This is a genomic window from Bartonella sp. AU18XJBT (assembly GCF_028618595.1).
Taxonomy (GTDB): Bacteria; Pseudomonadota; Alphaproteobacteria; order Rhizobiales; family Rhizobiaceae; genus Bartonella.
In genome coordinates, this window is record NZ_JAQITE010000001.1 from 1 (window position 1) to 22,114 (window position 22,114).

General features: G+C 37.4%; 20 protein-coding genes. 8 read left to right on the top strand and 12 right to left on the bottom strand.

Annotated features, from left to right (window positions below):
* Positions 1–571 precede the first annotated feature (571 nt).
* A complete protein-coding gene (locus tag PVV60_RS00005) occupies positions 572–1,387 on the top strand; it encodes a GNAT family N-acetyltransferase (protein WP_273722324.1) in 816 nt (271 codons plus the stop codon).
* 1,944 nt (positions 1,388–3,331) lie between these two features.
* Here PVV60_RS00005 and thiD read toward each other — a convergent pair.
* Positions 3,332–4,186 carry a bifunctional hydroxymethylpyrimidine kinase/phosphomethylpyrimidine kinase gene (thiD, locus tag PVV60_RS00010; protein WP_273722325.1) on the bottom strand — a complete coding sequence of 285 codons (855 nt, stop codon included), beginning with the start codon at positions 4,184–4,186 and terminating at the stop codon, positions 3,332–3,334.
* A 129-nt stretch (positions 4,187–4,315) separates the two neighbouring features.
* Between thiD and PVV60_RS00015 the strand changes: the two genes are divergently transcribed.
* From PVV60_RS00015 to PVV60_RS00025, 3 genes are all read left to right on the top strand, one after another.
* Positions 4,316–5,122: a 1-acyl-sn-glycerol-3-phosphate acyltransferase gene (locus PVV60_RS00015; RefSeq protein ID WP_273722326.1), complete on the top strand. Its 807-nt coding sequence runs from the start codon at positions 4,316–4,318 to the stop codon at positions 5,120–5,122.
* A 703-nt stretch (positions 5,123–5,825) separates the two neighbouring features.
* Positions 5,826–6,923, top strand: a complete 1,098-nt coding sequence (locus PVV60_RS00020) for a D-alanyl-D-alanine carboxypeptidase family protein (protein WP_273722327.1) — start codon at positions 5,826–5,828, stop codon at positions 6,921–6,923.
* Between the two features lie 404 nt (positions 6,924–7,327).
* Positions 7,328–8,389 (top strand): GTP-binding protein, encoded by a 1,062-nt coding sequence (locus PVV60_RS00025; RefSeq protein ID WP_273722328.1) that lies wholly within the window; start codon positions 7,328–7,330, stop codon positions 8,387–8,389.
* Between the two features lie 1,579 nt (positions 8,390–9,968).
* On the opposite strand, the gene PVV60_RS00030 is transcribed toward PVV60_RS00025, so the two are convergent.
* From PVV60_RS00030 to PVV60_RS00045, 4 genes are all read right to left on the bottom strand, one after another.
* Positions 9,969–10,718 carry a murein L,D-transpeptidase family protein gene (locus PVV60_RS00030; protein WP_273722329.1) on the bottom strand — a complete coding sequence of 250 codons (750 nt, stop codon included), beginning with the start codon at positions 10,716–10,718 and terminating at the stop codon, positions 9,969–9,971.
* 40 nt (positions 10,719–10,758) lie between these two features.
* Entirely contained in the window at positions 10,759–11,715 is a 957-nt protein-coding gene (locus PVV60_RS00035; protein WP_273722483.1) for an acetyl-CoA carboxylase carboxyltransferase subunit alpha, read from the bottom strand.
* 78 nt (positions 11,716–11,793) lie between these two features.
* Complete coding sequence (locus PVV60_RS00040; protein ID WP_273722330.1) at positions 11,794–12,732, bottom strand: site-specific tyrosine recombinase XerD; 939 nt, start codon at positions 12,730–12,732, stop codon at positions 11,794–11,796.
* Between the two features lies 1 nt (position 12,733).
* Positions 12,734–12,895, bottom strand: coding sequence for a hypothetical protein (locus PVV60_RS00045; protein ID WP_273722331.1), 162 nt, complete (start codon positions 12,893–12,895; stop codon positions 12,734–12,736).
* A gap of 97 nt (positions 12,896–12,992) precedes the next feature.
* Here PVV60_RS00045 and PVV60_RS00050 point away from each other — a divergent pair, with 97 nt between their 5' ends.
* Positions 12,993–13,610, top strand: a complete 618-nt coding sequence (locus PVV60_RS00050) for a shikimate kinase (protein WP_273722484.1) — start codon at positions 12,993–12,995, stop codon at positions 13,608–13,610.
* Positions 13,600–14,733, top strand: a complete 1,134-nt coding sequence (aroB, locus tag PVV60_RS00055) for a 3-dehydroquinate synthase (protein WP_273722332.1) — start codon at positions 13,600–13,602, stop codon at positions 14,731–14,733. The genes PVV60_RS00050 and aroB overlap by 11 nt, the downstream gene beginning before the upstream one ends.
* A 239-nt stretch (positions 14,734–14,972) precedes the next feature.
* Here aroB and PVV60_RS00060 read toward each other — a convergent pair whose 3' ends face one another.
* Positions 14,973–15,152, bottom strand: coding sequence for a hypothetical protein (locus PVV60_RS00060; RefSeq protein ID WP_273722333.1), 180 nt, complete (start codon positions 15,150–15,152; stop codon positions 14,973–14,975).
* Here PVV60_RS00060 and PVV60_RS00065 point away from each other — a divergent pair.
* Positions 15,151–15,546, top strand: a complete 396-nt coding sequence (locus tag PVV60_RS00065) for an MliC family protein (RefSeq protein WP_273722334.1) — start codon at positions 15,151–15,153, stop codon at positions 15,544–15,546. The genes PVV60_RS00060 and PVV60_RS00065 overlap by 2 nt on opposite strands.
* Positions 15,547–15,563: 17 nt before the next feature.
* The gene (locus PVV60_RS00070) at positions 15,564–15,956 is read left to right on the top strand and encodes an MliC family protein (RefSeq protein ID WP_273722335.1); all 393 of its coding nucleotides are present in this window, start codon (positions 15,564–15,566) and stop codon (positions 15,954–15,956) included.
* A 16-nt stretch (positions 15,957–15,972) separates the two neighbouring features.
* On the opposite strand, the gene mnhG is transcribed toward PVV60_RS00070, so the two are convergent.
* The 6 genes from mnhG to PVV60_RS00100 are packed head-to-tail and all read right to left on the bottom strand — an operon-like array spanning position 15,973 to position 22,024.
* Complete coding sequence (gene mnhG, locus PVV60_RS00075) at positions 15,973–16,383, bottom strand: monovalent cation/H(+) antiporter subunit G (protein ID WP_273722336.1); 411 nt, start codon at positions 16,381–16,383, stop codon at positions 15,973–15,975.
* On the bottom strand, positions 16,380–16,661 hold the full coding sequence (locus PVV60_RS00080; RefSeq protein ID WP_273722337.1) for a K+/H+ antiporter subunit F: 282 nt from the start codon (positions 16,659–16,661) through the stop codon (positions 16,380–16,382). The genes mnhG and PVV60_RS00080 overlap by 4 nt, the downstream gene beginning before the upstream one ends.
* The gene (locus PVV60_RS00085; RefSeq protein ID WP_273722338.1) at positions 16,661–17,143 is read right to left on the bottom strand and encodes a Na+/H+ antiporter subunit E; all 483 of its coding nucleotides are present in this window, start codon (positions 17,141–17,143) and stop codon (positions 16,661–16,663) included. Before PVV60_RS00085 ends, PVV60_RS00080 begins: the two co-directional genes overlap by 1 nt.
* The gene (locus PVV60_RS00090) at positions 17,140–18,762 is read right to left on the bottom strand and encodes a monovalent cation/H+ antiporter subunit D (protein WP_273722339.1); all 1,623 of its coding nucleotides are present in this window, start codon (positions 18,760–18,762) and stop codon (positions 17,140–17,142) included. The genes PVV60_RS00085 and PVV60_RS00090 overlap by 4 nt, the downstream gene beginning before the upstream one ends.
* A complete protein-coding gene (locus PVV60_RS00095) occupies positions 18,762–19,103 on the bottom strand; it encodes a Na+/H+ antiporter subunit C (RefSeq protein WP_273722340.1) in 342 nt (113 codons plus the stop codon). The genes PVV60_RS00090 and PVV60_RS00095 overlap by 1 nt, the downstream gene beginning before the upstream one ends.
* Positions 19,103–22,024, bottom strand: coding sequence for a monovalent cation/H+ antiporter subunit A (locus PVV60_RS00100; RefSeq protein WP_273722341.1), 2,922 nt, complete (start codon positions 22,022–22,024; stop codon positions 19,103–19,105). The genes PVV60_RS00095 and PVV60_RS00100 overlap by 1 nt, the downstream gene beginning before the upstream one ends.
* Positions 22,025–22,114: the final 90 nt, after the last annotated feature.

The following is a 22,114-nucleotide window of genomic DNA, read 5'->3' on the forward strand; positions in this document are numbered from 1 at the left end:
GTCAAAATCTATTTTGACAAAACCCGCATTTAATGCTAAAAAATAACCATAAAAACAACAAATTACCACGTATTCCTACCTAATCCAACCTCTTCCCACTTAGTATAAAACCTACTGTCAAACTACAGTTATTGTAGCTGTATGTATGTAGCTTGCCAGCGGGTTTTGTATATTTTTCCACTCGGTTTTGTGCCAATTTATTTTTTCTCAAAGTTTTTCTAAGATTCGTAATTTCTTGTGAAGCATCTATTGGATTGGGGGGCTTAGATCATAAGATAACAATTTTTAACCTAGATGGATTTTTCTGAAAAGTTACCGTTGTCTATTAGGTCGTTAAAGCCGTGTAAAATAAGCTTGAAAAGCGAGATGGACAATTCCCATTGGTTCATGACGTTGCTTGGCAACAATAACTTTATTTCTTACCATCCCGAGAATAATTTTTCAGTATTGGCGGCGGATCTTTTGCTGCCTTTTTAAAAGAATTTGGTGTTACTTTTGAGCTGACGGATTTTTTTACAGCCCCAGTATTAAAAGATCAATTTAAAATGATGAACAATGACAAGAAAAACAAATGTTAAACAAATCAAAAATTGACTTATCATTAGAGAATAATTTTTGCTCAAAAGTACGTTTTTTACCGAAATTATGCCCTAAAATGAAGGTTGTTGATTTTCCAAATGGAGTATCTTCTGTTAATTCAACATTTGCTTCAGACACATTCAATATTGTCTCTGCTAAAAATTTACAAGAAACTATACCTGTAGACCAAGCAAAATCTATAATCGATTCCTTTAATGCGCAAAAACTGCCTTTAGCTTGGTGGGTTGGACCGCATTCGTCTCATTATAAAGTTGATGAAATTCTCTTATCTATGGGTTTAGAGCATGTTGAAACAGAGGTAGGAATGGCAGCTTTAGCACAAAATATAGACTCACATGTTACTTCTATGCCGGATAACTTCAAAATCAAGGAAGTTGAATCACTTCAAGATTTTAGAGATTACGGAAATGTTATGGCATCAGTATTCGAGCCTTTTGATGAAGAAGCGGTTATATTTTATGAAACAATAGGCCGTTGTTATAAAAAAGACTCTGATGTAGAGATGTTCGTTGGTTATATAAACAATAGTCCTGTAGCAATATGTTTTTGTATGAAAGCAGATGGTGTTGGTGGAGTGTATGATATTGTCACCAATCCAGATTTTCAGAAAAGAGGTGTTGGGACATTAATGACAAAAATTGCTATTGAACATTTAAAAAGAAAGAAATGTCATGTTATTGGTATGCAAGCCTCTCACGAGGGAATTGGCATTTATAAAAAATTGGGTTTTATAAACTTTGGTGAATTCAAAGTTTATTCCAATAAACACATAATCATTGAGCAATGAATTCTTTTCATCGATAAACGAACTTATTATTTTCAGCAAAACTCAAATACAGAAAACCAATCTATACAACCAAAAAAGTTTATCCAATCCCCTTTAATACTGATAGTGAAAAGCTAAAATCAGTTATTACAAATATAATTATTTCAAATGACGCACTCAAATTTTCTTACTTTTATAATTTTCAGGATCATTGTCTTAAAAAAGATATCTATCACAGATCTAAGTTGAACAAGTGAAAATTTTATTTGATATGATTGATAATTTACTGTCTGTTACTGATAATTATAAAAAACTCGAAAAAGCAAATATTTAAAACTACAATTATATCATAGTTTGTTAGATGGTTAGTCTGTTAGTCAATTAATAGAAAAAATCTTCGCTTTATACAATAACCAAAGGAGCTTAAAAACCCTTTTAAAGGTCCTTTAAAAATCCTTTATGTATATTGTTTTTTTATATCACAGTTGATGATAAGGAATCTCTCACGCTAATTGTATTATTTTTACACGAAATAAACTGTTTTCACCTACTATTTAGAATAAATTAAGTTTTTGAGAATTCTGACACATTATTTGAAATGACAAAAGAAATTTTCCCTTGTACTTGTGCAAACAGCGTGAACATCCTTTTATAAACCTCTTTCTTGAACAAATTCTTATCCAGAATAATCTTCAACACAAAAATAAATCAATAATTTGATTTATAAAGATAATTTATCATTATTCATATTGAGCAAGCGTCTCAAATATCATAGGATTATCTCATTTCAAATCTCTATATATTAAATCACTCACAATCATCTGCTTACACATCACGAGCGGAATTGACGTATCAATAAAATTCACTTGAAGAAATGAATTAAAGTTCTTCTTATGAATGCTCTAAAATACCAAAACTTATCGCAACATTGGGAGCTAAAAATAATATAGGGGACACCCCTTTCACCTTAAAAAGGTAAAAATGAAAGCATAATGGCTTTATACACTTCATAGAGGTTTTAGAACATTCACGGACGTTATTATAAAATGGATGTGACACACCTTAAAATAAACATGTGAATTAACAATATAAGTGCATTCTCCTTGAAGCATACTATTTTACATGAGGAACATAACTTCAATCAACGTAAAATAAGGTGTTGAACAGTCATAGCACACAATAAAATCAGATCAGTTTAAATACTTAATAATGAAATCCGTTAAATGACAGAATAAAAATTCAAGTTTGAAAAGATTAAACCACACGCTACAGGTCTATTGAAACTCCGATTGTGCAATCGACTACCTTCTCGCTAGAACTAAGTCACTATAAATATAAAAACCTTAAAACCCGCTCTAAATCCGTAAAAGTTTCTAGATCTTGCTGCATTAAATGTTGAAACTCCTCATGAGTGCTCATCTGAAACGCCAATAATTCCATAAAGCAGTTCCATAAAAAGAAGATAATGACGTTGTAATATCCGAAAAAATTCACCTCATCACCTAAAAGATCATTGATAACTCCATCAGGACGTATCAATTACCATTTAGAAAACCCTACCCATGCCGACAAAAACTCTGTAAATGTTAGATATATTCAATAATTTTGATAACGATTTTGGCTCATCCTGTTTTGCTACCAATGTAAGAAACAGCAAATATAGTGGGATCAGCCAGCTTCAATATCACTTTGTAAAAGGTCTTTCCTTCTATCCTTTTTGCTATCAAATCCTGATTTACAATTCCTTTCTCTCCTTTTTATACTCAAAATTGCCTCTGAAACAGGATAGATTAATCGTAAAAAATATATAAAAGAAATAGATTATAACATTTTTTTCTCATCCTTCTTAATACAAAATAACTGTTAAGCTACAATGCGCTAACATTTATCAGTCATAAGTCCAAAGTAGCATGTAATAACGAAACAAATTCATAGAGTGAAGATTTTTCACAATCAATTATTGTATTAATCTTTCCATAATGCGTAAAAATGATGAAGCGGCCCTCGCCCTTTCCCTACTTTTAAAGCATTTGAGGCAGTTAAAGCGCCATGCAAATAATCTTTTGCTTGTTTAACAGCGCAATCCAAAGGTTGGGTAGGTAACAAAGCTGCAATAGCGGCAGAAATGGTACACCCTGTCCCGTGATCATGAGTGGTTGAAAGACGAGAAGCTTCAAGTATAATAAGGTTTTCACGATCACAATAAAGATCTGGACTAGAATAATCGTAATTTTCTGTACTATTCTTGGTAAGCGTATTCAAATGTCCCCCTTTTAACAGAACTGCATGACACCCTAGCGCCAAGAATCGTGGAGCATATTGATACATAGTCTCTAAAGACCATTGCACTTCACCTCCCAATAACAGTGCAGCTTCAGGCAAATTTGGCGTGATCAAAGTTGACATCGGCACAAGAACATCACGCATAATTTCAATTGCATCAGACTTTAAAAGAACATCAGCACTTTTTGCAACCATAACCGGATCAAAAACAATGGAACGCGCTTTATGATAAGTAAGACGTTCTGCAATAACCTGTGCAATCTGAGCATTTGCAACCATACCAATTTTAACGGCATCAACATGGATATCCTCAAAAACAGAATCAATTTGATCTGCCACAAAAGAAGCATCTAATGCCTGAAAAGAACGCACACCCTGAGTATTTTGTGCAACAACAGCTGTAACCACACTCATACCATAAGTTTTCATAGCTGAAAAAACCTTCAAATCCGCCTGCATTCCAGCGCCACCAGAAGGATCTGTTCCCGCAATAGATAAAATCCGTGGAATAAAAAGTTTATCTTTTTGTAATTCCATCAACCTCGTTCCTTCTGTTTTTAAATATCGGAAAATGAGTTACCGAAAAAATAGATGCTTGAAAAAACATAAAGAAGATGTTTTCTCATGTGAATTATATTATATACGAAGTCTTCTTATAGATATAAAATGGAAAATGTAGTGCTTATCCTTCGTTCTATTCTTTTTACGTTCGCTTTTTATACAACGACTTTCATACAAATGATTCTTTACGCTCCCGTTTATTTTTTAATGCCCCGCAAAAAGGCATGGATTGTCCCTAAAACATGGGCGCGCGTTACACTCTTTTTGCAAAAATACATCGCAGGTACAAGTTATGAAATTGAGGGTTTAGAAAATCTTCCCAAAGGCGCCTATATCATTGCTCCAAAGCATCAATCGGCTTGGGAAACTTTCAGTCTTGTTCCCTATTTAGATGATCCCACTCTCATTTTAAAACGTGAATTGATGTGGATTCCATTGTTTGGCTGGTATATGGCAAAAACACAAATTATCCCCATTAACCGCACAACGCCTATCAAGTCCTTAAAAATGATTATACAAAAAGCAAAAGAGAAAGTAAAACAAGGGCGCCAAATCTTAATTTTTCCCGAAGGAACACGCCGACAACCCGGTCAAGAACCAGATTATAAGTCAGGAATTGTCGCGCTCTATCATGAATTAGGGCTTCAAGTTGTGCCTATTGCACACAATGCGGGTTTATATTGGCCACGCAATAATTTTCGCCGCTATCCCGGAACAATTCGTGTCCGTATTCTTCCCCCGATAGAGGCTGGTTTAAGCAAACATGATTTTCTAGATCAACTTGTCCAAAAAACTGAAAAAGCGTGTGATGAACTGCTTCTCTTAGCAGCTCAAGATCCTACCCCTCCCCCTATGCCACCATACGCTGTTCAGAAACTTCAAAAACTAAATCATCATGAAACAATGCACTAATTGGTCAGAATAACGTATCACTTTGTATATTGAATGCAGCATATGGAAAAAAAATATAAGAAAGATACTTCAAACTTTCTAATTCAAAATTATAAAACACATGTACATTACAAGAAATGATCAATGTGTGAATTTTTTTTTGAGAAATAATTCCTTCTCTCTTTAAAATCATTTAAAAAACATACATCACATTGATTTACAATGATATTTTATAGCCATTCAACTTGAATGGGAATCCTGAATACCGTAAGATTCTCTCATTTCAAATCTATTTGATGTTGAATCAATTAGAATCATTTGCTTGCACATTACAAGCGGGGATACCTCGAGTGAATAAAATGATACAAGAAAAGATTAAAATTTTTTTTACGAACCGTCTCAATCTCAAGTGCCCAGAGCTATCCTCACAGGAGGTCAAGAAAAATGTATGATTATGCCGATTCATTCCTTCCTGAGAAACATAAATCCCCCCAAATATCTGAAATCTTGTACAATCTTCATTATTTAAAAAGTATTTCTTGAGATACTTAAGTCATCAAACCAAATTCAAGGGGAAAATTAAAGATGAGTATTGGTTTTTATCTCCGAGACACAACGGATACAGTAATTAACCATCTTTCCTTCCTAACCTAGACTTAAAAGCTTTGTGTGCTACATTAAAACAATTCTAAATAACGAATAAGAGGGAACTAGATTTAAATTAATGCAACGTCTCTTCTATAATTTATTTTTTTCTTTCATTTTGATTTTATCCAGCGCTGTTGCTCAAGCACAGCCTTTTATTTCTGTTGATGTTACAACGGGGCATATCTTAAAACATAATCAAGCTTTTGAGCGTTGGTATCCTGCTTCCTTGACAAAGTTAATGACCGCTTATGTTATTTTTCGTGCCATGAGCCGAGGAGAAATTTCACCAAACAAACATATCACCATTAGCGAATACGCCGCAAAAGCTCCCTCATATCGTTCAGGCTATAAAGCTGGTTCTGTACTCACACTTGATACAGCTTTAAGTATCACCATGGTTAAATCAACCAATGATTTGGCCATTGCCATGAGTGAAGCCGTTGCAGGCTCACAGAAAGATTTTGTACGTAAAATGAATAGCGAAGCTAAACGTTTAGGCATGTTTGGCACCCATTTTGCGAACGCAAGTGGTTTGCCAGACCCTCAAAACTACTCCACAGCACGCGATATTGCTCTCTTAGCTGTTCAGATACGTCGAGAATTTCCACAATATGCTCATTATTTTTCTATTCCAGCCATTGATTTTGGTAATAATCGAAAAATCCAGCATAACTCAAACAACCTCATTGGCCGTTTTTATGGAATAGACGGAATGAAAACAGGCTTTATTTGTGCCTCTGGTTTTAATCTTGTTGCCTCAGCCACCCGCAATAAACGTACAATTATTGCTGTCATTCTGGGTGCTAACAACATAAGTGAAAGAGAAGAAAAAGCTGCACAACTTCTTGAAACAGGATTTTTGCATCAAGGAAGCCCCCAATTAACACTAGCAACATTAAAACCCTATGGGAGAAACATAACACAAGCCAACAATATGAGGCAACAAACATGCACACCTGAAGCCATAAAAATGCATGCAAATTCATATGATGATCAAGGAAATATTATTCTCACCTCACCTTTTATCACTGCTCCACCTTCTTTTTCTCATCCTTTATCAGTACACCTCATTCATACGCCACAAACACCTAAAATAACAGTAAAACCACTAAGAAAACCCTATATTCCGTATAAAAGGCACGCAAACCATTCTATAAAAAGCCATAAATCATAATCTACAATTAATTATAATGCTTTGATTTATAATGATAAATTAATTATTTTGTACCTTATGTCAGCACCACAAGTATGTAAGATTCTCTCATTTCAAATCTGTATTTGTTGAATCAATAAACACCAGTCTCTTGCGCGCCACAAGGTGGATGAACATGTAGATAAAATAATTAAAACAAAGAATAAAAATTCTTCCTATAAGTCCTTTCAAGAACCAAGAATTATCATAACATTGACGCTAAAAAGTGTATGATATACCCACGTGCACTTAACCTTATAAGCGTAAAGATAGTAATACAATGGATTATAGGAGATTGACCATTATATCCCTCGCGGATACCATTATAAATTGGTGAGACGTACTGAGATATGTTTTTTTAAACAAAACTACGGTTGATGATTAATATGAAAATAAAGCGCATCCCTCTCACGCTTATTACTGGTTTTTTAGGCTCTGGCAAAACAACTTTGCTTAACCGTATGCTACAAGACCCTCTTTTAACAGAATGTGCTGTTATTATCAATGAATTCGGCGAAATCAGTATTGATCACCTTCTAGTTGAAAAAACGACAGAAGGAATTATTGAGCTTGCCAATGGTTGCTTATGCTGCAATTTACGTAGTGATCTCATCGATACATTAATTGATTTAATAAATCGCGTTCAGACAGGACAGATCAAACAACTCCATCATATTATCATTGAAACCACAGGGATGGCTGATCCCGCCCCTATTTTACAAATACTTTTAAGCCACCCGTTATTTATTCAAACATTGTCCATAAATGCTGTCCTTGTAACATTTGATACATTAAGCACACTTTCCATATGTGAGCGCTATCCTGAAATATATAAACAATTAATATTTGCTGATAAAATTATTTTCACCAAAACAGATCTTAGAGATCCACAAACGCTTTCAGATACACTCCTTAACACACTTAAAACAATGAATCCTACAGCACAAATCATTGACGCCCATTCTGAAGGTTTCTATGCAAATATGTTAATAAATAACACATTCTGGGATGAAAAAGTAGAAAATACAAAACTTAAACAAAATCTTACGACCACCCCACATGATCATACTCCTCATAAAACCATTCGTACCTTTTCACTCAACTGTGAGGGTCCTGTTGATTACGCCACAATTGAAGCTTTTTTAGATATCCTACAAGAGCGTTATGGTACAAAACTATTACGTATTAAAGCAATTATCGCATTGCGTGATGACCCTTGTCGCCCACTTGTATTACATGGCGTACAAACATTTTTTCATGCTCCCATAAGATTACCAGCATGGACAAAAGGAATAAAACAAACACGTTTTGTCATCATTGCCGATGGTGTTGAAAAAGAAGCAATACAAAAGCTCCTCAATGCTTTTTTTAATAAACCAGCAATAGATACTGCAGACAAAACAGCTCTCTTAGAAAATCCTCTAGTCATTCCAGGAATGAAATTTTAATTTTTTCTCCCCTTCAATGATACAACATTAAATTCATTGGCACCACCATCTTTATGCTTTTAAAGGAGTAAACCGGCACCATCACACACTTTGCTAATTCCCAATGTTGAAACAAAAAGCTCTTGGCACTTGAGACGGTACGTAAAAAGCATATTAGTCTTTTCTTGCACCGTTTCACCCACACAGCTATCCTCGCTCGTAATGTACAAGCAAATAATTCTAATTGATTCAACATAGAACAGCTTTGAAATGAGAGAATCCTACGATATTCAGAATTCTAATTCAAGTCGAACAACGCTAAAATAGCATTATAAATCAATATGTTATAATTTTATAAAACCTTTCATAAATATTCTTATTCAAGTTTATTCACATAATGGAATAAAAAATAAGAAAATACATATTTTTAACAATGCTTTCCACACCATAATGCCTCCCATAAAATTATTCGTACCTTTTCACTGGACGGCAAAATTCCCATAGACTACCACAATTGAAACTTTTTAGCTTTCTTACAAAACCGCATGACGCAAAATAACCACGTAGTAAAACACTCCAGCGCTAACATATTACCTTTATTTGTAAAATAATCGCCCTCACACAAAATAGAACATCATTGTATCACGAATTCACGCATTCGTTTAAAAACACCGTCTCTCAATACGCATCATCCCTATTTCAAGACGCTACCCATAAATAATATAATACAAAATTCTCCATGAAATATATGAGCCCCATTCCTCATCTTTACTTTATAAATGTGCAAGCTGGTAGCCTCATATTTTTTCAAGTTAAAAATATTTTGGAAAACTTGGTACTTTAGAGTACTCATGAAAACTATCTGTATTCCTTTCTTTAAGAGTTTTATTCACATACCAATCCAATTTTATGGCGTACAAAAAATGGTTTCGATTAATTCATCATAAACAGATTTTAAGATAAAAGAATCTGATGATATTGAGTCCCTCAATTCAAATTGTAAAATGATAAATTATTACAAATCAAATTGTTATGGTAAAATTTTAATATCCATCAACCTGTAATCAAATTGTTTTCTCTCTAAATGTGCTTCATCTGCAAACCACTTCATGTGACTTATTTCACAAACAGATTGGACAAATTCTTGGCTCTAAAATAGTCTGCTCAACTCTATGATTTACTCCAGCTAATTGAAATCAAAATCCCTGTTGAGGCAAAAAACCAAAATCAGACAGAGGCAATATCGCATTTTAAAATATGTGAATGTATCTTATATAACAGCGACAAGATAATATTTTACAGCATGAAAGAATAAAACTCTTTGAAAGAAATAAAAAGAGAGGTACATTTTATGTTAACTTACTCTTCACTAAAAACGAAGATTGGCACCAGTACTGATGTGCAAACAATCCAACTTCTTTGAGAAAATTCCTCTTGGTTTCTCACTTCATCTGATTTACTCACATAAGGCTCTATGAAAAAAATCTGCGCTTTAAAAGATGGACTACTCACTTAAACACCTTATGCGTAAAGTTTTTGCATATCCTGTATCGCCATTTATAAGTGATCGTGTTTACGGCACAGCAGGATACAATAACACTCACTGTATTAAAGAAACTGAAGTTTTATCAATATCGCGATTAAAAACGTAACGTTTTCCATAAACTTCAACAGTTGGAGGTTGACGATTTTTTTCAAAAAAATCATAACCTTTCTTAAGCATAACCCAGAATTGATAGTGAGGATCTTTGCTATGACGTGACATATTATCCTCGGTCATGCGGAAAGGAAAAGCCTGCAACTGAAACTCTCTTTGTCCTCCTTTAAAAGCATCCCGTGCAAACGCATAAATCTGAGCCATGTTCTTATCACTCATAGAATAACAACCTGCGGAAAAGCAAGAACCATGCACCATAAGATTGCTTCCTGTACGACCATTTTCCTGATCATAAAGGTTAGGAAATCCTATATTAAAAGAAAGATAGTATTTTGAATAAGGATTCATTTGGTTTGCGCTAATAGTATAAAAACCCTCTGGTGTCTGAAGATCCCCTTCTTTATATTTAGGTCCAAGCTTACCAGACCATTTGCAAATGCCATAGCGAGCAACCAAGATAAAAGTCCCTGAACGAGATTGCTTCCAAACTTCAGCAAGATTTTCTTCCTTGAAAAATCGCATTACAATTGGTGCATAAGGATCAATATCGTACAAAGCCATTCTATTCTGGATTTCTTGCGGCAACGGCTGCTCAACCTTAGCACGAATAGAAGCTGGTAATCTTCCTTCACATGCCGTCAATATTCCCATTACAACCAACACACACACAGCGAGGAATCTGCTAAATGTCATCGAATAAAACTCCAATCCAACACCCCTCACAAAAAATAACCTATGTTAGAGATCGACCAATTTGAAGATATTTTTCCCTTCGCTCTTGTTTAAGAGCTTCACCATCTTTTCCAGCCATAGCTTTTAAAGCCTCTGAAATAACATCACCCGTTGCATCAATGACAATCTCTTTGCCACGATGCGCTCCCCCTAAAGGTTCCGAAATAATGCCATCAATAATCTTTAAGCGATACAAATCTTGAGCGGTAATACGCATATTCATTGCAGCATCTTTTGCACGAGCTGGATCACGCCATAAGATAGAAGCTGCTCCTTCTGGAGAAATAACAGAGTAAATTGCGTGCTCCAACATATAAACTTTGTTGGCAGCCGCGATTGCTATCGCCCCTCCAGAACCGCCTTCTCCAATAACAACGGAAACCACAGGAACTTTTAGGCGCAAAGTTGCAGCTGTTGATTGAGCAATTGCTTCCGCTTGCCCACGTTCTTCAGCGCTTACCCCAGGATAAGCACCTGCTGTATCAATAAAAGTGAGGAGAGGCAAACCAAAGCGGTCAGCCATTTCCATAATACGTACAGCTTTACGATAGCCTTCTGGACGTGCAGAACCAAAATTATAGCGCAAACGTGTTTGCGTATCGTGACCTTTCTCCTGACCGATATAAGCAACGGCCTCACCTTTAAAGCGTGCAAATCCTGCTTGAATAGCCTCATCTTCAGCAAACTTGCGATCTCCGGCCAAAGGCGTAACATCACTCAATAGGCGTTTAGAATAGTCCATAAAATGGGGACGATCAGGATGACGAGCGACTTGTGTTTTTTGCCACGGCGATAATTTTTTATAAATATCGCGCAACGCTGTTTGAGATCGCGCTTCAAGACGAGCAATCTCATCGCTCATATCAAGACTGCCTTTTTCCTGAGAAATTTTTTTTAATTCAAGAATTTTCCCATCAAGATCAGCAACTGGTTTTTCAAAATCAAGATAATTATACATTTGTGCCAACTCATTCAGTGTCACTTATACACTTATAATTTGCTTTATAAAGTCTTTTTCAAAAATATCACATTTTCTTTAACGATCCTTTTGCTCATCGGCAAGTGGATGATGCTCATTGACTAAACGATAAAGTCCCTCTTCCAACACGTGGGTATAAATCTGAGTAGTAGAAATATCAGAGTGACCTAACAAATGTTGAACTGCACGCAAATCAGCACCATTTTGCAAAAGATGACTAGCAAAAGCATGACGTAACACATGGGGAGAAAAGCTATCACTTTCTATCCCTGCTCTTCTAGCGAGATTTTTCAACTCCCGCGCAACGACTTGACGAGCAATATATCCTGTCTCGGAATGCGCAGGAAAAAGATAAGGACTTGCGGCATCCTTTCCCTGATCACGCAAGTTTAACCACTGTGAAAGAACTTGGCATGCTTTTTTTGATAAAAGCACCATTCGTTCTTTTTTGCCCTTACCACGAACCAAAACGCTATACTCCTTCCTTCGAACAGACTGAACCGGCAAACTCACCAATTCACTGATGCGTAACCCTGTTGCATACAGCATTTCAATCAATAGCTGAAGACGCAGTGAGCGGAAATACTCTTTAGACCCATAATCTGCTTGATTAACCTCCAACTGTGCCAAATCAAGCAATTTTATCACTGCATCTTCACTCATGATTTTGGGCAAAGGACGCCCCTGACGAGGTGCATCAATATCATGAGAAGGATCATCTGCTCTCAACCCTTCAGCATAAAGAAATTGATAAAACTGACGCAAAGTCGATAAACGGCGTGCTTGCGAAGATGCCGCAAAACCAAAAGTATGCATAAGCGACAAAAGAGCGATTAAATCTTCTTTTTGTGCTGAAAAAAGCGAAACAGAGTGTGAAGACAATTCGTCTTGTGCCCACTGCAAATCATGCTGATAAGCCGCAAGCGTATGAGGTGAAGCCCCTCTCTCCGCACTCATCATTTCAAGAAAATGATCTATCACAGCACCACTTTTCATTTCATTGATTCGCTTCCGTAGAAAGATTCCATGAATCCAAGGGAACATCAATGTACATATCCACACTTACTGGTTCAACCCAAACCACAAGAGCACCCATTATAACGAAAAGAACAGAAAGCAAAATGAAAAGAATCATCAAAAATCTGGTCAATGTTGGCATAAGACAATAACCTACCCAAAAATATTCTATCTTGTATTATGCCTCACAAAGATTAACAGGAATTGACTTTAAGATGGATAAATGCCGAAATAAAGTTATGAAAAGCAATCGACCAAAACGCGTTCCCATAACACAGATAAAGAATCAGCTCTTATCGTCCCTTGATAAAAGAGCACTTGTCCTTGTTGGTCTTATGGGGGCAGGCAAATCAGTGATCGGAAAACGCGTCGCCACCATGCTTCGTTTACCCTTTTATGATTCTGACCAAGAAATTGAAAAAGCTGCACAAATGACAATCACTGAACTCTTTGAAATTTATGGTGAATCCGAATTTCGTGCTCTTGAACAGCGTGTTATTCTAAACCTCATGAAAAAAAATCCCCTTGTTTTAGCAACAGGTGGTGGTGCCTACATAAATGAAAATATCCGAAAAGCCATTCACAAAAATGGTATATCCATATGGCTAAAGGTCGATCTTGATATCCTCATGCAACGTGTCTCAAAGCACCCAACACGCCCCCTGCTTCAAACAGCCAATCCTAAAGAAACCATGCAAAAACTCATGGAACAGCGTTATCCTATCTATGAAAAGGCAAACGTAACAATTAACAGTCATAAAGAAAGCCGTCATACCGTAGCACAAAATGTTATACGATCTGTACAGCACTACCTATACACAGAAATTAACAATAGGGATAACCAGCATGCAAATTAAAACAGTCACCGTTAAACTGGACAAACGCTGTTACGATATCATCATTGGTCCGGGTCTAATTGCACAATCTGCTTCACAGATTAAAAATGCTCTTAACAAAAAAGATCCTCATCCAACGCGCTTGGCACTTGTTACAGATACAAATGTTGCGTCCCTTCATTTGGAGATACTACAAGCAGAGTTAACAAAAAATAACATTCATACTGTCCCTATTATTGTAGAAGCAGGAGAACAATCAAAATCATTTTCAACCCTGCAAGTTGTCATCGATCAAATTCTTGCCGCGCGTTTAGAAAGAGGCGACTGTGTTATTGCTTTTGGCGGTGGTGTCATTGGCGATTTAGCAGGATTTGCTGCAAGTATAATCCGCCGTGGTATGAACTTCATTCAAATGCCCACAACGCTTCTTGCACAAATTGATTCCTCTGTCGGTGGAAAAACAGCCATCAACAGCCAATATGGCAAAAATCTTATTGGTGCTTTTTTTCAACCGCAATGCGTTATTGCTGACACCTGTGTCCTTGATACCCTATCACTGCGCGAATTTCGTGCTGGTTACGCGGAAATGGTCAAATATGGACTCATTAACCAGCCTGATTTTTTTGAATGGCTTGAAAAAAATGGACAAGAAGTCTTTTCTAATGGCCCTATGCGAACAGAGGCCATTGTTCGCTCATGCCAATTTAAAGCCGCCATTGTAGCACGTGACGAACACGAAACAGGAGAACGCGCACTCTTAAATCTCGGCCATACATTCGGACACATGCTTGAAACAGCAACCGCTTATGACTCAAAACGTTTAATTCATGGTGAAGCTGTATCAATTGGAATGATTCTAGCACATCAATTTTCTGCTCAACTAAATTTAATAAGCCCCGCACTTACACAACGCATTGAAGCGCACTTCAAATCTATAGGATTGCCTACACAATTAAAGGATATCCCAGGGAACTTACCAGATGCTGAAACTTTAATGACTCTCATTGCCCAAGATAAAAAAGTCTCAAAAAACAATTTGACCTTCATCTTAACACGCGGACTTGGCCAATCATTTATTGCAAAAAATGTCTCTTCAGAAGCAGTTTTGACTTTTCTGGAACAAAAATTAGCAGAAATTCGTTAATTCATATTGAATATAATTGATTCGTTTTTATACTTCTATTAAAGGAATAAGTATGATGATGTCTGCGTAGCTCAGTAGGATAGAGCACAGGATTCCTAAAGAAATTGGGCATTTTGAGGAGAAATCCTCAAAGTGAATCTGCTCAAATTCGGGGAAAGCTTCATGGGAGACTATATGCCAATCCCGAGCCAAGTCTCTCTTCAAATGAGAGAAAGGTGTAGAGACTGAACGGGCAGCACCTAAAGAGCAAAAGCTTCAAGGTGAAGAGACAGTCCAGACCACAAACAGCCGTGAAAAGCTGGCGGTGAAAATCGAAGTGGTATGAATCCTGGGGTCGCAGGTTCGAATCCTGCCGTAGACACCATCGTATCAATCAAATTATTCTTTGTGCGCAATATAGGAATATAGGGAAGCATCATGAAAAAAACTTTACATATTTTAGGATTTTTCACCGCTTTAAGTTTATCACTCTTCAGCTCAAACAATAGCTTAGCTGGTTCTTTAATCATTGAAGTACCAGACAATCCAGAGCCAAAAACAGAGACCATTACCTACCAGTGTGATACTGGAACAGGTAAAGAGCGCGTTGAGGCAGTCTATCTTAATGCTGACAATATTTCGTTGGTTGATTTCAAATGGAACGGTGATCGTGTCATTGCTGCTAATGTCATCGCGGCGACAGGAGCAAAATTTGCAGGAGCTCAGTATATCTGGTGGGAGAAGAACAAAGAAGTCATGCTTTATGACCTTGCTCAGGATCCAGAAGAAAAAAAACCTATCCTCTGTAAAGATGAGTCAACATTATTATTTTAAATAACACGGGAAATATTATGAAAAAAATTTCTTTTACTAAACAATTTTTCATTACTTTAAGTGTGTTCCTCCTAGGTTCAATTAATGCATTAGCAAGTTCTTTAGTCATTGAAGTACCAGATGATCCAGAACCAACAACAGAGACCGTCTCCTATCAATGCGTTATGGGAACAAGCAAAGAGCATGTTGAGGCAACTTATCATAATGCTGGCAATATTGCGCTTGTTGATTTAAAATGGAACGGTAAGCGCATCATTGGTTCTAATGTAATTGCCGCTTCTGGAGGAAAATATGTAGGTGGTCAATACATTTGGTGGATAACTAAAAATGAAGCCATATTTTACGATCTTATTAATGATCCAAAAGAAGAAAAGCCCATCCACTGTGTAGAAGAAAAAAGCACAGAATAAGGAAGGTTCTTACATTTCAAGAACCGCGCTGGCTCTCATCGCTTGATGTTCCTTCTGACGTGGGTAACTTTTCCTCCGTCTGGTGTGATAAAAGAGCCAGCGGTTTTTCTGACTGTTCTTCTGAATGATGTCGATAAGCTGCTGTATGTGAGAGCAACATAGAAGCTACCGGTGCTGTTAAAAACAAAAAAAACATCAGCAACACTTCATGAAAAACAAAATAATGGTCCACAAATATTGAATAAAGAAATGAAGAAATAAGAATGCTACCAACACCCCAACTCGTACATACTGAAAGCATATGCAAACGCTCATAAAAACTGGAAAAACGCACCAAACCTATTGTTGCGATCAGAGTCAGTCCAGACCCTAATATTAAGAAAACTGTGATAGCAATAGCAACTACAAGCGATACATCATCTTTCATTCAATAATCTCCCCTCGCATGAGAAATTTCGCCAAAGCAATACTCGAGACAGGACCCAACAACCCAATAATGAGAGCTGCTACGAAATAAATGGTTGTTCCTGAACGGATATCGAATGTAAGAAATAAAAGAATAGTGGTTATATAAAGAGCATCCAAACCAACAATCCTATCCTGCGCCCGCGGACCACCAATCAACCGAAACAGCGCGAAAATCACCGCTAAACTTAAAAAAAACTGTGAAAAGAAAAGCCCCCAATAAAGAATCACCATACTCATTAAAAAATCTCCAAAAGCAATTGCTCGTACCGTTGTTTGATCAACTGTTTGTAATCATATCCATTTTTTAAATTTAAGACATGAAGCAAAAGTTCACCTTTTTTACTATTATAGGCAACCCAAGCCGTTCCAGGAGTTACCGAAAGGATGCATGCTAAAATAGCCAAAGCAGTGCGATTATGAAGCAGAAGAGGTACTACAATAAAACCAGATTTCTGCTCTCGAGACCTCTTTGTTAAAACAAACCAAGCAACCGAAACATTTGAGAATATAGAATCTATAAATACTCGAAAACCCAGACGAAAAACCGCACTCCAGCTTTTAATAACAGCTTTCTCTGGCTCCAGAAGCCATATCATCCAACCACAAAACAAAGCGGTTAAAATCCCTAAAAGCAATTGCCCTAAACTAAAACCATTTAAAATAAGCCACATAAGGACAATAACACCACTGAAAAAGGGGGAAGGACAAAAACGATTCACTTATTCATCTCCCTATTTTCGAGAGAAAAATCCGTTAAAACGCCCTCAATATAATTTTGAGGTTCATACAAAGACTTAGCTGTTTCAGACATATAATGACTAACAGGACCGGCTACAATTGTTATAAGAAAACACAAAGCAAGGAGAACGGCAATAGGTGCAAATTCTATCACCTGCACACGGGGAACGCGGACTTCAAGAGAAACCCAAAAAGTTCGAATCCCCGTTCGTGTCAATGCAATCAAAGCCGCAAAACCAGAGAGAGTGACAAAAACAACAAAAAGCCAATCTTGGTAAACCGGAAGAGAGGCAGAAAAATCCTCTCTACTGTGGTTTAAAATTGCCATGAACATCATAAGTTTAGCAACAAAACCAGAAAAAGGTGGCAACCCAACAATCAAAATGGCACAGATACCAAAACACGCTCCAAGAATTGCTAGGGTTACTGGAAAATAGGTACCAACTTCATCCTCTTCCTCCTCTTCATCGTCACCATACACCTCCATTGTAACAGCAAGAACATTAGCAGCCACATCTTGACAGCGCTCAACCAACTCTACCAAAAGAAAAAAGGCTCCCAGTGCTAAAGTTGAGGAAACAATATAAAAAAGTGCGCCTGCTGTCAGTGCTGCATTGCCGATCCCGATCGCAGCCAACAACGTACCAGAAGAGACAAGGACGCTATAAGCTGCCAAACGCACCAAAACTTGACTTGCTAATACCCCAATAAAACCAACAATCATAGTGGCAAGCCCACCATAAAACAAAACCGTATGACCAAAATGGCTAAAATACACACTTTCAGGACCAAACCATAGCAGCGTTAAACGTAAAATAACATAAATACCAACCTTGCTCAAAAGTGCAAAAGAAGCTCCAACTGGCGCTGCTGCTGCACTGTAAGTTGGCACCAACCAAAAATTAAGCGGCCACATACCCGCCTTAAGCAAAAAAGCAATACCTAAAAGTGCAACACCTATTTCGAACAAAACAACATCTGTGGAAGATATATATTTTATTTTAACAGCCAAATCGGCCATATTAAGAGTACCAACGACTCCATAAATGAGCGCTATACCAACTAAAAAAAATAATGAAGCAACAAGATTAACCACGACATAATGCAACCCTGCGCGCACACGCGTCTGACCAGAACCATGCAAAGCAAGCCCATAAGAAGCCGTTAACATAACTTCAAAAAACACAAATAAATTAAATAAATCGCCGGTCAAAAAAGCGCCATTTATCCCCACCATAAAAAATTGCATCAGTGACTGAAAATGAGAACCAGCTTTGTACCAATGAGCCCGCGCAAAAACCAACACGCTAATCACCAACAAGCTGGAAAGTAAAAGCATCATAGCGCTTAAGCGATCAAGGACTAAAACAATTCCGAAGGAAGAAGGCCAATTGCCAAGTCGATAAACATCGCAAGCCGGTGCTATCTCAAGAGTACGCATAACCAATAAAATGGCAGTAACAACCAACAGTCCCGCAGAAGAAAGACTGATGAATGATTTAAATTTTGCACGACGTTCATCATAAAAAAGAAGAAGTGCTCCAGTGATTAACGGCAAAAGAATAGGCAAAATAAGGAGATGATGCACCCCTACTTCCATTATTGCACCTCACGTCCATCAACGTGATCAGAACCTGTTAAACCGCGTGAAACCAGAAGAATAACTAAAAATAAAGCTGTTGTTGCAAAACCAATCACAATCGCAGTTAAAACCAAAGCTTGTGGGAGAGGATCGACATAATTAGCTGGATTAATAACAGTGTTAGGATCAACAATTGGGGCAGCATTACTACGCGGTCTACTCATTGAAAACATAAAAAGATTCACACCATAAGAAAGTAGAGACAAACCAAGAATAATCTGAAAAGTTCTTGGACGTAAAATAAGCCAAATTCCTGATCCAACAAGAATACCAATACCTAAAGAAAGAACAATTTCCATTAATTTTCCTTCTCTTTCAAAACAGGTTTCTTACCGATTCGGTAACTCCGAATTGACTGGTGTGCAAGTGCAATTAAAATGAGAACAGTTGCCCCTAACACAAGAGAAAGCACACCAAAATCAAACAAAAAAGCAGATGCCATGGGAACTTTTCCAATTAACGGAAGATGAATATATCGAAAAAAGGAGGTTAAAAAAGGATATCCAAAAAACCAAGAGCCCATCCCCGTTACGACTGACAACAATAAGCCAAAGCCTATCCAACGCAAAGGTAAAACTCTCAAATGCGTTTCTACCCACCGAATATCGCGTGCAAGATATTGTAAAATAAATCCTATCGCCAAAGTAATACCACCGACAAATCCGCCTCCTGGCAGATCATGACCTCGCATGAATAAATAAACCGCAAAAGCGATAATAACCGGAAAGAACCAACCCATAATGACAGCAGGAACAGTGAGATAATTCAACACCGTATCCCCTACATTTCGATTAGGCTGTGCTATATCAAAAGCTTTCTGAATACGTTGTTGAAAAGGCGCATCAATACTTTCAGGCGCAGGACGAAAACGTCGTAAGAGGGCAAAAACTGTAAGGGAAACAACACCCAAAACCACAATTTCTCCCATGGTATCAAAACCACGGAAATCAACCAACAACACATTCACAACATTGCGACCACCAGCATCAGAGTAAGCCTTGGTGAGAAAAAAATCAGAAATCGTTGTACCTTGAGGACGTGTCATCACTGCAAAAGAGAGCCATGCTACACCAGCACCTCCCACAAGAGCTATGATAAAATCACGGATACGACGCAAGCGCACGAAAAAATGAACAGGCGTTGGAGTAGGATTATGCAAGCGTTTAGGCAACCACCGTAAACCAAGCAATAATAAGACGACTGTAACAACCTCAACAACTAATTGTGTTATTGCTAAATCAGGAGCAGAAAGCCATAAAAAGGTTGCACAAGTCATCAAACCAGCTCCCCCCGATAACATGAGTGATGCAAGACGATGAAACTTTGCTTGCCAAGCAACTAAAAGCGCACATAATCCGCCAACTAACCAAAGAGCGAGAAAAGGAATATCAACTGGAAAAAGTGGTAACGCCCCCACTGGAATGAACCCATCGCACCAAAGTAAAAGACCAACAAATGCAAAACACACCCAAAAAATCCAATGCAACTGTATCTGCAAACGGCGTGTTGACAAAACAGATTCCACCGCACGTGCCCATTTCCAAGAAATAATCACGAGAATGCGTTCAAAAATACGCGGTCCATTCAAGTGACGAAAAAAAGGCGCCCCATCATCACAGGATAAAAAATAACGATGCCCGACAGCATAAAGCAATCCGCCTCCTAATAACGCAACAAAACTCATCACTAATGGAGTATTAAACCCATGCCAAACAGCTAAACTATAAGGGATTGTCATTGGTCCTAAAACAGATACGACCGCATTATCTAAAATAGGTCCTATTGTTAAATTAGGAAAAATACCAACTGCTAAACAAATAAACACCAAAAGCTCCATTGGTAAACGCATAAAATGCGGTGGTTCATGGGGAATTTTGGGTAAATTGACAGGTTTTGGTCCTAAAAAAACACCATGAATAAAGCGTATAGAATAAGTTACACTAAACAAACTAGCCAGCGTTGCTACATAAGGTGCAATCCAATCGAGCCATGATTCCATATGCGTTTCAACAGCTTCAGCAAAAAACATTTCTTTCGATAAAAAACCATTCAACAAAGGAACTCCAGCCATCGCTGCACTTGCAACTAAAGCGAGAGTTGCTGTAATAGGCATAGAACGATAAAGCCCAGACAATTTACGCATATCACGTGTTCCTGTCTCGTGATCAATAATGCCAGCAGCCATAAATAAAGAAGCTTTAAAAGTAGCATGATTGGCCATATGAAAGATCGCTGCAACACATGCAAGTGGACTACCAAGGCTTAAAAGCGTTGTAATTAATCCAAGATGACTAATGGTTGAGTAAGCAAGCAACCCTTTCAAATCTTGCTGAAACATGGAAAAATAGGCACCAAGTAGCAATGTTGAGAGTCCTGAAAAACCAACCAGCCAAAACCAAGATTCTGTCCCAGAGAGTACTGGCCATAAACGAACAAGTAAAAACAACCCTGCTTTTACCATTGTTGCTGAATGTAAATAAGACGATACTGGTGTTGGAGCAGCCATCGCGTTGGGTAGCCAAAAATGAAAGGGAAACTGCGCACTTTTTGTTAATCCCCCTAATAAAATACAAATAAGGATAGGACTATAAAGAGAACTTGACCGGATCATATCTCCAGACTGAAGCACCTTATCCAAATCAAAACTGCCAACAATATACCCAATCAATAAAACCCCAATAAAAAGGGCAAAACCACCAAAACCTGTGATCGTTAGAGCCATACGCGCACCCTCACGCGCACTTGCATTATGGTACCAATAGCCGATCAACAAAAAAGAAAAAATACTGGTGAGTTCCCAGAAAACAACCAAAAAGACGAGATTACCTGATAAAACTATTCCTATCATTGATCCCATAAAGGCCAAAAAAAAGGAAAAAAAACGCGGTACAGAATCCGCCGGATCCATGTAATAGCGTGAATAAATGACAACAAGTAACCCAATCCCTGTAATGAGCAAGCAAAAAAGCCATGACAAACCATCTATACGGAGAATCAAATCACTCCCCCATTCTGGCAGCCAAGAAATATCTAAACGCACTACGTGGTTTCCGCGAACTTCCGGATAAAGCATTATTGTAAAAATAAGACAGAAAAGTGCAACAATCCCAGCAAACCACGCTTCATTATTTTTTGCTGTCGAACGAAAAAATCCTATGATAGCACTTCCACCAAAGGGAAGCAAAACGAGCAATACCAACATTGCTTCCCGTGTTGTCATTCTTTAAACTCCATTTTGCCTTAATATTTTGTCATCGACAAAACAAAAACTTATTTTCTCACCCCCCATTCCACACTTAATGATAATAAG